Source organism: Paraburkholderia strydomiana, from assembly GCF_046030495.1.
GTDB lineage: Bacteria > Pseudomonadota > Gammaproteobacteria > Burkholderiales > Burkholderiaceae > Paraburkholderia > Paraburkholderia strydomiana_A.
The window spans coordinates 50717-63901 of the sequence record NZ_JAQQCJ010000012.1 but is presented as its reverse complement, the minus strand read 5'-3'; the positions used below and the strand labels follow the sequence as shown (position 1 = coordinate 63901).

Here is a 13185-nt window from a genome sequence, read left to right as displayed (position 1 = left end):
TTTCAGGCACAAAAAAGCGGCAGTTGAATGCCGCCTTTTTGCCGAACCAGGAAAATGTCAAGCGAGCCGATCGCCACGCGAAACGCCAAAGGGCGCAACGCAGTGAAACGATTAGTCGTTCTTCGTCTTGACGACTTTCTTGCCGCGATAGTAGCCGTTCGGGCTAACGTGGTGACGCAGATGCACTTCGCCCGTGCTCGGTTCCACGGCCAGCGGCGCTGCCGTCAGGAAATCGTGCGAACGGTGCATACCGCGCTTCGACGGCGACTTCTTATTTTGCTGAACTGCCATGACTAACTCCTAAAAATTTTCCGAATTCTAACACAGCCCGATCCGGTGTCCGCCATCGGCCGAATGGCCAATGCGCCCGTATCGCGCTCCCATGCAACTGTTCAGTGCTTCTTGTCGCCCGGCTCACCGCGCTTGAGACTTTCGAGCGCCGCGAACGGATTGGGCCGCTTGGGCTCGTCGCCCTCACCAGCTTCGTCCTGCGCGGCTTCGTCGGCCTCGCCTTCGGCACCGGCCACACCAGAGACCAGGCTCTCGTGCACCTCGGGACAGACCTCGTGCTTTGGCACAAGCGGTAAGGAAAGCAGCAACTCTTCTTCGATCAAGTCGGTGAGATCGAACTGGCGCGAGCCCACGATCACTTCGACTTCATCCTCGTCGAGCGGAAACTCTTCGGCTTCCGCCTCGGTGTTGACGATCCGGTAAGTTGCATCGACGTTGAACGCCTGCGAATACGGCGTCATGCACCGCTGACATTCGAGCCATGCGGCGCCGTGAACCGCCATCCTCAAATAAGGCTGGGGACCCTCGGTGCCGTCATCCTGCAATTCCGGTTGCGTCGTCCCTTCGGCTTGCCAGGTGAACGCGGTATCGCGGTCTGGCGCTTCTGCCGGGACTTCGTTTAACATGCGCGGCAGTTGCGAGACGCGCACGACACCCGCGGCCTGACGCCCACTTCGCGCAAATTCGAACAGATCGAGCTCATGCGGGTCGGGCAGACCAGCAGGGTTGCCAGGATGTTGAGTCATGTGCGCTCCTGCGTCGGCAAGGATTTCGCCGGGGTAAACCGGTTTGCGAGACAGCCCGTAAAGCCCGCGGCACTGTGTTCCATGCCTGCTCGCACGGAGCTTTTATAGAACACACCGGGACTCGCCTAGCGCAAGCATACCGATGAAAAGCCCAAAATCATATCCGTTTTGTCTTTTCGAGTCAAACACTTAAGCCCGTACGCGCGCGAGCTCCGCGCAACCCCGTACGCCCCCGCCTCTCTAGCCGTTGGTTGACCATGCCAGACTCCCCCAATCGCCCGCCACGCCTGATTCTGGCGTCGAGTTCGCCGTATCGTCGCGAGTTGCTCGAACGCCTGCGCGTTCCCTTCGATGTCGTCGTGCCGGCGATCGATGAGACGCCGCTCGCCGGCGAAACGCCCGAAGTCACCGCGTTGCGGCTCGCCGAGGCCAAGGCCCGCGCGGTGGCCGGCCCACTCGGCGGCGCCGACGCCGCGCTCGTGATCGGCTCCGACCAGGTCGCCACCTATGACGGCCTGCAGATCGGCAAACCCGGCTCGCACGACAAAGCGCTCGCGCAATTGCAGGCAATGCGCGGTCGCGAAGTGCTGTTTCATAGTGCGCTGTGTCTGTTCGATAGCCGCTCGGGCACCGCGCAGACCATCGACGTGACTACCCGCGTGCAGTTTCGCGATCTGCCGGACGTCGCGCTCGAAGCCTATTTACGGGCCGAAACGCCCTATGACGTCGCAGGCAGCGCCAAGTGCGAAGGGCTCGGCATCGCACTGCTCGAAGCCATCCATTCCGACGACCCCACCGCCCTCGTCGGCCTGCCCTTGATCGCACTGACACGCATGTTGCTGGCAGCGGGCTACCCACTTCTGGAGGCGCAATGAGCGGCACGCTCTATCTGATTCCCAACACGCTCGGCGAAGGCGACGCCGACGCGCTCGACGCCGTCCTGCCCGCGCCGGTACGCGCCCGCGCGGCGGCACTCCATTACTACATCGGCGAAAACGCGAAAACCACGCGCGCGTTCCTGAAGAAAGTCGGCACCGAAAAGCCGATCCAGGAAATCGAGATTCGCGAATTGAACGTCAACACGCCGGCAGGCGAAATCGACAAGCTGCTCGCGCCGCTTCTCGCCGGTACGGACGCGGGCCTCGTCTCCGAAGCGGGCTGCCCGGCCGTCGCGGACCCGGGTGCGCTGCTGGTGCGCCGCGCGCATGAACGCGGCGTGAAAGTCGTGCCGTTCGTCGGACCGAGTTCGATCCTGCTGGCCCTGATGGCTTCTGGGCTCAACGGCCAGAGCTTCGCGTTCCACGGCTACCTGCCGGTCGACGCCGCCGAGCGCGCCAAGCGCCTGCGCGACCTGGAACAGCAGTCGCGCAAGGGCAAGCAGACGCAAATTTTTATTGAGACGCCTTACCGGAATCGCCAACTGCTCGACACGTTGCTGGCGACATGCGCACCGTCCACGCTCGTATGCGTGGCAGTCGACCTGACGCTGGACACGGAAATCATCGCCAGCCGCACCGTGGCCGACTGGAAGAAGAAACCGGCGCTCGATCTGCACAAACGGCCGGCCATTTTCCTGATGCTGGCGGTTTGACGCTGCGCCAAACACGCTCCCACGCGCAAAAAAGCCCCGCTGATCGCCAGTGATCACGCGGGGCTTTTACACACATATAGCTGATCAACGCAGGTTCAGTTTTTCCCCGAGCGCCATCGCCTTGACGGCGCCGCTGCCGACTGCCGCACCGAATTTGCGCGCAACACGGTCCGTAATGCTCTCTTTCACGGTGTAATCGACGATATCCGGCGCCTTGAAAAGATCACGCGCCACATGGTCCGCGTCGCCGAAACCGTCGGCGAGGCCCAATTCGACACTCTTTTGCCCCGTCCAGAACAGGCCCGAGAACATGTCCGGCGTTTCATGCAGACGCTTGCCGCGCCCCTGGCGCACCGCGTCGATGAACTGCGCGTGGATCTGATCGAGCATCTCCTGCGCATGCGCGTCCATCTTCGGCGTTTCTGGCGAGAACGGATCGAAAAAGCCCTTGTTCTCGCCGGATGTGTGCAGACGGCGTTGAATCCCCAGCTTGTCCATCAAGCCCGTGAAACCGAAGCTGTCCATCAGTACGCCGATCGAACCGACGATGCTCGCCTTATCCACAAAGATCTTGTCAGCCGCCGCGGCCGCATAGTAGCCGCCCGACGCGCACATATCGCCGACGACCGCATAGAGCGGAATCGACGGATACTTCGCGCGCAACCGGCGAATCTCGTTATAAATGATCCCTGCCTGCACCGGACTACCGCCCGGGCTGTTACACCGCAGGATCACCCCCGCCGTGCCCGAATCCTCGAACGCGCCTTGCAATGCCGCGCTGACATCTTCGGCGTTCGCGTTCGTATCTGCCGATATTTCCCCGTCAAGTACGATCATGGCCGTGTGACGGCCCGTGACCGCGACCCGGTCGCCGGAAAAGCTGAACGCGCCCCAGACGGCCAGCAGCAGGACGACCAGAAAGAGAAACCGGAAAAAAATCTTCCAGCGGCGCGCGGCGCGCTGTTCGGTGATTGCCGCGAGCGCGATACGCTCGAGCGCCGCCCGTTCCCAGCCGGGCTCATCGGCGGGCAAGCGGGAGCGGCCGGTCGGGGACGGGTCCTGCGGCTCGGGAGTCAAATTGTCGGACATGCGGGGTTCTGGAAAGATCGAAGGGAGAAAAATCAGGACGTGGCAGGACTCAATTCGCCGTCGGGGAGCCAGAATACAGCGCGGCCTTCCGGCGTATCCCGCTCCTCCACCTGAACCGGACGCAATCTGCCGCCGCGGCACGGACCACCGACGCATTTGCCCGTATCCGGCGCGTAAATCGCGCCATGTGTCGCACACATCAAGTATAAACCGGACGATTCGAAGAACTGCCCTTCCGCCCAGTCAAGCTCCATCGGCACGTGCGCGCATCGGTTCAGGTAGCCGTAGGGGCGGCCGTCGTAGCGAACGAAAAACACCACGGCGTCACCGCCGCCGAGCCGCGCGGCGCATCTCACGCCCGCGCCGCCGTCGACCAGATCTTCCGCCGCGCAAACGCGAACGGCCCGGGCTGCCGCTTCGGCTATGTCGGTACTCATGCGTTCTCTTGCAGCCAGCCAGACAACGCGCTCACGCTCGGCGCGATGAATTTCGGCGACAGCGCGCTCAACGAGCCGGCCGGATGCGCCCCATAGGTCACGGCGATACCCGCGACACCCGCATTGATCGCCATTTGCAGATCATGCGTCGTATCGCCGACCATCACGGTGCGCGCCGGATCCTGCCCCAGTTCGCGCGTGAGCTCGTGCAGCATGGCGGGATGTGGCTTCGAGAAGGTCTCGTCGGCGCAGCGGGTGCCGTCGAACAGGCTGATCAGGCGCGACTGGTCGAGTGCGCGATTCAGCCCGACGCGGCTCTTGCCCGTCGCCACGGCCAGCAGATAGCCCTGATCGCGCAACTCCTGCAGCATTTCGCGCACGCCGGCGAACAACTCGGTGGTCTGATCCTTCACCAGATAATGGAAGCGATAACGCTCGGCCAGTCGCGGGTATTCGGACGGGTCAAGCGTCGGCGCGGCGATCTGCAGGGCTTCGCGCAGGCCGAGGCCGATCACGTAGCTCGCGGCTTCGTCGGCGGGAACCGGCAGGCCGAGATCGCGGCAGGCCGCCTGGATGCTGCGCGTGATGTGCGCGGTCGAATCCATCAACGTGCCGTCCCAATCGAAGACGATCAGATCAAATTGCTCTCTAGCCATGCGGTGTCGTCTCCGGGTGTGACCCATTTCGTAATTCGTTGAGCTGTGCAATGAAGCCGCGGCACTCGGCCGGCAGCGGCGCCTCGAACTGTAACGGCGCACCGGTGGCCGGATGCGCGAGTTTCAGCCGGTAAGCGTGCAGGAACATGCGCTTCAGACCGGGTTTGGCGTTAGCGCGCGCCAGCGCCTTGTTCAGCGCGAAGTCTCCGTACTTGGCGTCGCCGACTATCGGCAGTTCCAGATGCTGCAAATGAACGCGGATCTGATGCGTGCGGCCGGTCTTGAGTTCCGCCTCGAGCAGCGCGTACTCTGGCCAGCGGTCGATCAGATTGAAAACCGTGTGCGACGCGAGACCGTCCGCCTGCACGCGCACGCGGCGCTCGCCGTCTGCGGTCAGATACTTGTGCAGCGGCTCCCTGACTGCGCGGCGGCGGCCCCAGTCGCTCGCCCACTCGCCGTGGACGCAAGCATAGTAGCGCTTATCCATTTTGTTCTCGCGAATCTGCTCGTGCAGATTGACGAGCGCGCTGCGCTTCTTGGCGAGCATCAGGATGCCGGAGGTCTCGCGATCCAGCCGATGCACCAGTTCCAGGAATTTCGCCTGCGGCCGCGCTTCGCGCATCTGCTCGATGACGCCGAAGGCGACGCCGCTGCCGCCATGAACCGCGACGCCGGCCGGCTTGTCGATGACGAGCATGTGGTCGTCTTCGAAAATGATCTGGAAGTTGGCGTGCGGCACGGGCGCCTGCGCGGCGGCTTCGTTCGGCTGCGCGACGCGGATGGGCGGCACGCGCACCAGGTCGCCAAGCTCGAGCCGGTACTGCGCGTCTATCCGGCCCTTATTCACCCGCACTTCGCCGCTACGCAGAATGCGATAGATATGGCTCTTGGGCACGCCTTTACAGACGCGCAAGAGGAAGTTGTCGATGCGCTGTCCGGCCGCGCTGTCGTCGATCTCGATCATCGAGACCTGGTCGCTTGCGACCGATTTCTGGGATATTTTGCCTAACTCTTTCATTCTGAATATAATTTGCCCAGCAGTCTGCGGCGGCCGGCGCAGTGACCGGAATTCGGGCGGATTGCGCAGGTGCAAGCGATAAACCGTTATTTTACTTGCGCCGGGGTCTGGTTGCTCACCCTCAAATGAGATGCAACAAGTTGCACGCACGAAGTCGGTACCCGGCAGGGACGGCGCCCACAGGCGCGTTCGGTCAAGGTCGGCTTCGACGGTAACGGAATTTTGGTAAAAAAGAATTTAACTTTCAGCTTCGGTATCGGGCGGTTGGACGCCCAACTGTACGAAGCTGCAGGTTGCGAAAATACGGCGTGCGCCCGAGGCGTCTTGTAGAAAGTACAAGACATGGCGACGTCAAAATGAGGCGAGACACCCCCAGCAGGAAAAGACGCGCCGCCTGCGCGAACTTCCCGCTGCGGCATGACCGCAGCCTCCGACCCTCCGGTCACGCGCCCAGTTGGCGCACCGGCGAGAGTGGACGAAAGGCTTATGAAGGTCTGCCGGCAGAACCCGCGGCGTGTCGGGTCGTTATTTGAAGCCGTGTTCGCATGTGCCCTGCGGCACCGCGCCCATTTTTTAATGGGGCCGGGCCCTCTCAGGCAATTCTCCCGCCATTTTTCCCGCTCCAGCGTGCTTGTGAAAACACAATAAGGCGCGGCATGCCGCTACCCTCAAGGCTCTCGCGACTGACAACCGCGCAGCCGAGGGCAAGCTAAGCCGCTCTGGAGCCGATCAATGAAACGAATGTTGTTCAACGCGACGCAGCAGGAAGAACTGCGCGTCGCCATCGTCGATGGGCAGAAACTCATCGATATCGACATCGAAACCGCCGGCCGCGAACAGCGCAAAGGCAATATTTACAAGGGCATCATTACTCGCATCGAGCCTTCGCTCGAAGCGTGCTTTGTCAACTACGGCGAAGACCGCCATGGCTTCCTGCCGTTCAAGGAAGTCGCCCGCCAGTATTTCCGCGACGGCGTCGACATGCGCTCCGCACGCATTCAGGACGCGCTGAAGGAAGGTCAGGAACTGATCGTCCAGGTCGAAAAGGAAGAGCGCGGCAACAAGGGCGCGGCCCTCACCACCTTCATTTCGCTCGCCGGCCGGTATCTGGTTCTGATGCCGAACAACCCGCGCGGCGGCGGCGTGTCGCGCCGGATCGAAGGCGATGACCGTCAGGAACTGCGCGAAACCATGGCGCAGCTGCAATTGCCGGAAGGCATGAGCATCATCGCGCGCACGGCCGGCATCGGCCGCAGCGCCGAAGAACTGCAGTGGGATCTGAACTACCTGATGCAGCTGTGGCGCGCGATCGAAGCCGCGTCGCAAAGCGGTTCGAGTGGCCAGCCGATGCTGATCTATCTCGAATCGAGCCTCGTGATCCGCGCGATCCGCGACTATTTCCAGCCGGACATCGGCGAAATCCTGATCGACACCACCGAAATCCATGACCAGGCCCGCGCCTTCATGGACATCGTGATGCCGGACAACGTCAGCAAAGTGAAGCGCTACCACGACGACGTGCCGCTCTTCTCGCGCTTCCAGATCGAACACCAGATCGAAACGGCGTACTCACGCACGGTGCCGCTGCCCTCGGGCGGCGCAATCGTGATCGACCACACCGAAGCGTTGGTCGCGATCGACGTGAACTCGGCGCGCGCCACCAAGGGCGCCGACATCGAGGAGACGGCCGCGCGCACCAACCTCGAAGCCGCCGACGAAGTCGCCCGCCAGTTGCGTCTGCGCGACCTGGGCGGCCTGATCGTGATCGACTTCATCGACATGGAGTCGGCCAAGAGCCAGCGTGAAGTCGAGCAGCGCCTGAAAGACGCGCTCAAGCATGACCGCGCGCGCGTCCAGATGGGCAAGATCTCGCGCTTCGGCCTGATGGAGCTGTCGCGTCAACGTCTGCGCCCGGCCCTGTCGGAAGGCAGCCACGTGACCTGCCCGCGCTGTAACGGCACGGGCCACATCCGCGATACCGAATCGTCCGCGCTGCAAGTGCTGCGGATCATTCAGGAAGAAGCAATGAAGGAAAACACCGCGGCGATCCACTGCCAGGTGCCGGTCGAAGTGACCGCCTTCCTGTTGAACGAAAAGCGCGCCGAAATCAACAAGATCGAGTCGCGTTTCAAGGTCAATGTCGTCCTGATCCCGAACAAGCACCTCGACACGCCGCATTACAAGCTCGAGCGCCTGCGTCACGACGATGCGCGCCTCGACGATCCGCGCGCTTCGTGGAAGATGGCCGAAGAAGCGGCTCGCGAGCTGGAATCGGAAACCGGCTACAGCAAGCGCGCCGAGGAAGTGAAGCCGAAACAGGAAGCGGCGGTGAAGGGCATCACGCCTGAAAAGCCGGCGCCGAGCGCGCCGGTTCGTCCGGCGGCAACCCCGGCTCCGGTCGCGGTCACCCCGGCGAACGGCGGTTTCATCGGCTGGCTGAAGAACCTGTTCGGCATGCAGCCGACAGCACCGGCGCCTGTCGCGCCGGCTACGACCGAGAAGCAGGCGCGTCCGCAACGCGGCGAACGCACGGAGCGCGGTGAGCGCACCGGCGAACGCGGCGGCGATCGCAACCGCAATCGCCGTGGCGGCGCAGGTGGCCGTGATGCGGCGGGTCGCGGCGAAGGCACGACCGGCGGCCGTCAGGCTCAAGGCCAGCAGCCGTCGCAGCGTCGCGAGGAGCGCGAACCGCGTGAAGCACGCGAAGGCCGCGAGCCGCGTGAACCGCGTGGCAATCGTGAAGCACGTGAGCCGCGTGAGGCCCGCGAAGGCCGTGAGCCGCGTGAAGCGCGCGAGGGCCGCGACAACCGTGACCGCGACAATCGCGGTACGGATCGTGCGGAAGCTGTCGAAGGCGCCCCGCGCGCCGAGCGTGGCGAACGCCAGGAACGCGGCGAGCGCCGTGAACGTGGCGAGCGTGCTGAGCGCGGCGAACGCCGCAAGCAGCAAACCGAAACCACGGATGCGCTGACCACCGCGCAACCCGACGCGCAAGCAGCGGACGAACTCGCGCGCAACCAGGTTGCGCTGAGCGAAAACGGCGCGCCGGTCGATCAGGAAGCGGTGACCGCTGAAGGTGAAGAGCGTCGTCGTCGCCGTCGCGGCCGTCGCGGTGGCCGTCGTGAGCGTGAAGAGGACGTGAACGGCAACCTCGCAGCGGACGTCGCGGAAGCTGAAGGCGATAATGCCAACGTCAGCGACGACGCGCAGGTGCGCACGGCTCGTCAGCCGGTCGAGCATAAAGCCGAGGTCAGCGAAGCAAAAGACGTGACGCCGGTCGAAGTGGTGGTCGCCGCTGTCGCGACCGAAACCGCCGTCGTGACCGAACTGCACGCGGCAACCGAAACGCCGGCTCTGGCCGTCGAGAAAGCTGCGAAGACGGAAACCATCGTGCCCGTCGAGCAGGCGCCGGTCGCCCCGGCTGTGGTAGAGCCGGTCGTGGAAGCGCCGGCGGCAGAAGCCGCAGTCGCACCGGTCGAACCCGCGCAAGCCGCACCGGCCGCCAGCGAGACGGTTTCGCTGGTCGAACCGGTGGCACGCGCCGAAGCTCCGGCTCAAGTGCAGATCGAAACGCCGGCAGTTGCGCCGGTGGTTGAAGCCCCGGCCACACCGGCTCCGGTCGACACCCCGGCTCCGGCCGTGGCAGTCGAGGCACCCGCAGTTGCACCGGTGCCGCAGGCCGAGATCGTCGAATCGCAGCCGGCAGTGGTGCCGGCGGAGCAACCGGCCGTGATCGAGCCGGCGCCCGTTACCGCACCGCAGGAACCGCAGGCACCGCGTACCGGCGCCGTGTCGGCAGAAGCCCTGAAGCCGGTACTGGAACAAGCCGGTCTCGTCTGGGTGAACACCGACGCCGACAAGCTGCTTGCCGCGCAGGAAGCCGCTGCACAGACCGTCAAGCCGGCTCGCCGGGTGCGTGAGCGTAAGCCGCTGCCGCCGCTCGACAACGCGCCGATGCAACAGGTGGAAACGGGCAAGCATCCGCAGTAAGCCGCCCGTCTGCACCCAAAAAGCCCGCCCTCACCGGCGGGCTTTTTGTTTTCATAGGTATGAACGTGGGCACGAACGCCACGCCGCAAACGGCTCGACCTGCGGCTCCCCGTATACCCCGACACGGCCCGGAGTCCGGCTGCGATTCGGCGCATTTCCGATAGAATTCACTATTCAGAGGTCCTCTCAAGCACCCAGACGAAGCACTCCATGTCCCGACGCATCATCCCAGTAGCCGATCTCAGCTCGGCGCCGGTCATCGCCGGCCCGGCGCAGACACCCCGTGGCGTATTGCACGACACGCTGTCGCGCCCGCTGCGCGATCTGCGCATTTCGGTGACGGATCGCTGCAACTTTCGCTGCGTCTACTGCATGCCGCGCGCGGTGTTCGACAAGGATTACGCGTTCCTGCCGCATAGCGCGTTGCTGAGCTTCGAGGAAATCGAACAGCTTGCGCGACTCTTCGTCGCACATGGCGTCGAGAAGATCCGCCTGACCGGCGGCGAGCCGCTGCTGCGCAAGAATCTGGAATTTCTGATCGAACGGCTCGCACAATTGACCACGCCGGCGGGCCGCCCTATCGATCTGACACTGACCACCAACGGCTCGCTGCTGGAGCGTAAGGCACGCGTTCTGAAGGACGCCGGGCTGACCCGCGTGACCGTCAGTCTGGACGCGCTCGACGACACGCTGTTTCGCCGCATGAACGACGCCGACTTCGCGGTCGCCGACGTACTGGACGGGATCGCCGCGGCGCATGCGGTCGGGCTCGCGCCGGTCAAGGTCAACATGGTCGTCAAGCGCGGCACCAACGACGGCGAAATCGTGCCGATGGCGCGTCATTTCAGAGGTTCGGACGCGGTGCTGCGTTTCATCGAATACATGGACGTCGGCACCTCGAACGGCTGGAACATGACCGAAGTGCTGCCGTCCGCCGATGTCGTGACGCGCATCGCCGAACAGTTCCCGCTCGTTCCGCTCGAAGCGCACAGCGCCGCCGAGACCGCACAGCGCTGGGGCTACGTGGACGGCGGCGGCGAGATCGGCGTGATTTCGAGCGTCACGCGGGCGTTTTGCGGCAGTTGCACGCGCGCCCGGCTGTCGACCGAAGGCAAGCTGTACCTGTGCCTGTTCGCGTCGTCGGGCCACGACCTGCGAGCGTTGCTGCGCGGCGGCGCGAGCGACGCCGACATCGCCACCGCCGTCGCCGAAATCTGGCAAGGCCGCAGCGACCGCTACTCGCAACTGCGCGGCAGCCAGCCAGCCGATTCGAGCGAGCAGGCGAGCCGACGCGTCGAAATGTCGTACATCGGCGGCTGAGCAGCCGCGGCATGCAGCCCACGCGCGAACAGATCACCGGCCTGCTGCTCGCGGGCGGCCGCGGTACGCGCATGGGTGGTGTCGACAAGGGGCTGCAAACGCTGCACGACGAGCCACTTGCCGTGCATGTACTGAGGCGCCTCGCACCGCAAACCGGCGCGCTGCTGATCAGCGCCAATCGCCATCCCGACACTTACACCGCACTGGGCGCACCGTTTGGCGCGACGGTCGTCGCCGATACGCTGGCCGGCTTTCCGGGCCCGCTCGCGGGTTTGCTCGCCGGCATGCGCGCTGCCGGCACCGCCTATCTGTTGAGCGCGCCCTGCGACTCCCCGTGGCTGCCCACCGACCTCGCCGCGCGCCTCGCGCAAGCGCTGGACGCCCAGCAAGCGGACATCGCTACCGTCACGACCGTCGCCGCCGACGGCGAAGCGTCCCTTCACCCCGTGTTCGCCCTGCTGCGCACGAGTCTCGCGAACGACCTGGCGGCGTTTCTGACTGCCGGCGAGCGGAAAGTTCGCGCGTGGTACGCACGCCACACGACGGTGGAAGTCGTCTTTACCGACGAGCGCGCGTTTTACAATGCCAACTCGTTACAAGAACTCGCCGACCTCGAACGCAATCGAGGCCCCGGTTGAGATCCGCCCCGGCCGCACGGCACATGCCGCGCCCTTCTCCGGTCGCGACGCCCAGTTCTTCATGACCACGCTTAACGAATTTTCCCGCTGCGTCGCGCAGTACGATCCTCACGCGCTCCCCGTTTCGGCCGCTCAGGCGATTGTTCGTGAGTGGGCCACGCCGGTTGCGGCCGTCGAACGCGTAGCGTTGCGCGACGCGCTCGATCGCGTGCTCGCGGCAGACATCGTGTCGCCGATCGACGTCCCCTCGCACGATAATTCCGCGATGGACGGCTACGCGTTTCAGCGCGCAGCGCTCGCCACCGACTCATCCAGCATCGATTTGACGATTGCCGGCAAAGCGCTGGCCGGGCATCCTTTCACGAGCCGCGTCGACGCGAACCAGTGCGTGCGCGTGATGACGGGCGCCTGCATGCCCCAGGACTGCGACACCGTCGTGCCGCAGGAATTGGTCGAGCGCAGCGCGGATGGTGAATCGATCCGCTTTGCCGCCGACGCCGTGGCCCCGGGCGCCAACCGGCGCCTCGCCGGCGAAGATCTCGCGCGTGGCCACGCCGCGCTGCGCGCCGGCCGCATCCTGCGCGCGTCGGATCTTGGTTTGCTGGCGTCGCTCGGCATCGGTGAAGTGAATGTGCGGCGGCGCTTGCGCGTCGCGTTCTTCTCGACCGGCGACGAATTGCGCTCGCTCGGCGAACCGCTCGATCCGGGCTCCGTCTACGACAGCAATCGCTACACGCTGTTTGCGATGCTGCGGCGCCTGAACGTCGATACGCTCGACCTCGGCGTGGTGCGTGATGAACCCGCTGCGCTCGAAGCCGCATTGCGCAGCGCCGCGGCAAGCGCCGACGTGGTCTTGACCTCGGGCGGGGTATCGGTCGGCGAGGCCGATTTCACGCAACAACTGCTGCGGACCTTCGGCGACGTCGCCTTCTGGAGCCTGGCGATGCGCCCCGGCCGTCCGCTTGCGTTTGGCCGCATCTGGTCCGGGGAGCGGCCGGGCGTCGGGCTGCCTGCGCTATTTTTCGGTTTGCCCGGCAACCCGGTCGCCGTGATGGTGGCGTTCTATCAGATCGTGCGCGAAGTGCTGCTGCTGATGTCCGGCGCAACGCCGCACCCGCTGCCGACGATCCACGCCGCGAGCCGCCAGGCGATTCGCAAACGCGCCGGCCGCACCGAATTCCAGCGCGGTGTCGCCGAACAGGACGCGCACGGACAGTGGCATGTCACGCCGACCGGCTCGCAAAGCTCGGGCGTGTTGAGTTCGATGAGCGAGGCCAATTGCTTTATCGTGCTCGGTCACGACGAAGGCGCGATTGCCGAGGGAGAACGCGTCGCCATCATGCTGTTCGACGGTCTGATCTGACGCCTGCGGACCCGGCGCGGTCACCAGCGACTTTGCAGCTTTGCTT

The 13185-nt window shown here is 64.7% G+C and carries 12 protein-coding genes; 6 read left to right on the top strand and 6 right to left on the bottom strand.

From position 1 onward, the window contains the following. Nucleotides 1-111 precede the first annotated feature (111 nt). Together rpmF and PQQ53_RS17450 are read right to left on the bottom strand one after the other, a co-directional pair. On the bottom strand, nt 112-291 hold the full coding sequence (rpmF, locus tag PQQ53_RS17455; protein WP_006051932.1) for a 50S ribosomal protein L32: 180 nt from the start codon (nt 289-291) through the stop codon (nt 112-114). A gap of 101 nt (nt 292-392) precedes the next feature. Then, on the bottom strand, nt 393-1037 hold the full coding sequence (locus PQQ53_RS17450; RefSeq protein ID WP_408325067.1) for a DUF177 domain-containing protein: 645 nt from the start codon (nt 1035-1037) through the stop codon (nt 393-395). Nucleotides 1038-1294: 257 nt separating this feature from the next. Here PQQ53_RS17450 and PQQ53_RS17445 point away from each other — a divergent pair, with 257 nt between their 5' ends. Together PQQ53_RS17445 and PQQ53_RS17440 are read left to right on the top strand one after the other, a co-directional pair. After that, the gene (locus PQQ53_RS17445; RefSeq protein WP_408147081.1) at nt 1295-1912 is read left to right on the top strand and encodes a Maf-like protein; all 618 of its coding nucleotides are present in this window, start codon (nt 1295-1297) and stop codon (nt 1910-1912) included. Beyond that, entirely contained in the window at nt 1909-2628 is a 720-nt protein-coding gene (locus PQQ53_RS17440; protein WP_408325065.1) for an SAM-dependent methyltransferase, read from the top strand. Before PQQ53_RS17445 ends, PQQ53_RS17440 begins: the two co-directional genes overlap by 4 nt. Nucleotides 2629-2712: 84 nt before the next feature. On the opposite strand, the gene PQQ53_RS17435 is transcribed toward PQQ53_RS17440, so the two are convergent. Genes PQQ53_RS17435 through PQQ53_RS17420 form a run of 4 tightly spaced genes read right to left on the bottom strand, consistent with a single transcriptional unit; the run spans nt 2713 to nt 5828 of the window. Continuing rightward, nucleotides 2713-3717: a S49 family peptidase gene (locus PQQ53_RS17435; RefSeq protein ID WP_408325063.1), complete on the bottom strand. Its 1005-nt coding sequence runs from the start codon at nt 3715-3717 to the stop codon at nt 2713-2715. A 32-nt stretch (nt 3718-3749) separates the two neighbouring features. Beyond that, nucleotides 3750-4154, bottom strand: coding sequence for a Rieske (2Fe-2S) protein (locus tag PQQ53_RS17430; protein ID WP_408325061.1), 405 nt, complete (start codon nt 4152-4154; stop codon nt 3750-3752). Next, the gene (locus PQQ53_RS17425; RefSeq protein WP_168665143.1) at nt 4151-4810 is read right to left on the bottom strand and encodes an HAD-IIIA family hydrolase; all 660 of its coding nucleotides are present in this window, start codon (nt 4808-4810) and stop codon (nt 4151-4153) included. The genes PQQ53_RS17430 and PQQ53_RS17425 overlap by 4 nt, the downstream gene beginning before the upstream one ends. Continuing rightward, nucleotides 4803-5828, bottom strand: coding sequence for an RluA family pseudouridine synthase (locus PQQ53_RS17420; RefSeq protein ID WP_408147167.1), 1026 nt, complete (start codon nt 5826-5828; stop codon nt 4803-4805). The genes PQQ53_RS17425 and PQQ53_RS17420 overlap by 8 nt, the downstream gene beginning before the upstream one ends. A gap of 732 nt (nt 5829-6560) precedes the next feature. On the opposite strand from PQQ53_RS17420, the gene PQQ53_RS17415 reads away from it, so the two are divergent. The 4 genes from PQQ53_RS17415 (at nt 6561) to moeA (ending at nt 13139) form a co-directional block, all read left to right on the top strand. Next, nucleotides 6561-9818 (top strand): Rne/Rng family ribonuclease, encoded by a 3258-nt coding sequence (locus PQQ53_RS17415; RefSeq protein ID WP_408325060.1) that lies wholly within the window; start codon nt 6561-6563, stop codon nt 9816-9818. Between the two features lie 210 nt (nt 9819-10028). Continuing rightward, nucleotides 10029-11138, top strand: coding sequence for a GTP 3',8-cyclase MoaA (gene moaA, locus PQQ53_RS17410; protein WP_408147071.1), 1110 nt, complete (start codon nt 10029-10031; stop codon nt 11136-11138). Between the two features lie 11 nt (nt 11139-11149). Then, the gene (gene mobA / locus PQQ53_RS17405; RefSeq protein ID WP_408325058.1) at nt 11150-11776 is read left to right on the top strand and encodes a molybdenum cofactor guanylyltransferase MobA; all 627 of its coding nucleotides are present in this window, start codon (nt 11150-11152) and stop codon (nt 11774-11776) included. Nucleotides 11777-11837: 61 nt separating this feature from the next. Further along, nucleotides 11838-13139 (top strand): molybdopterin molybdotransferase MoeA, encoded by a 1302-nt coding sequence (gene moeA, locus PQQ53_RS17400; RefSeq protein WP_408147067.1) that lies wholly within the window; start codon nt 11838-11840, stop codon nt 13137-13139. Nucleotides 13140-13185: the final 46 nt, after the last annotated feature.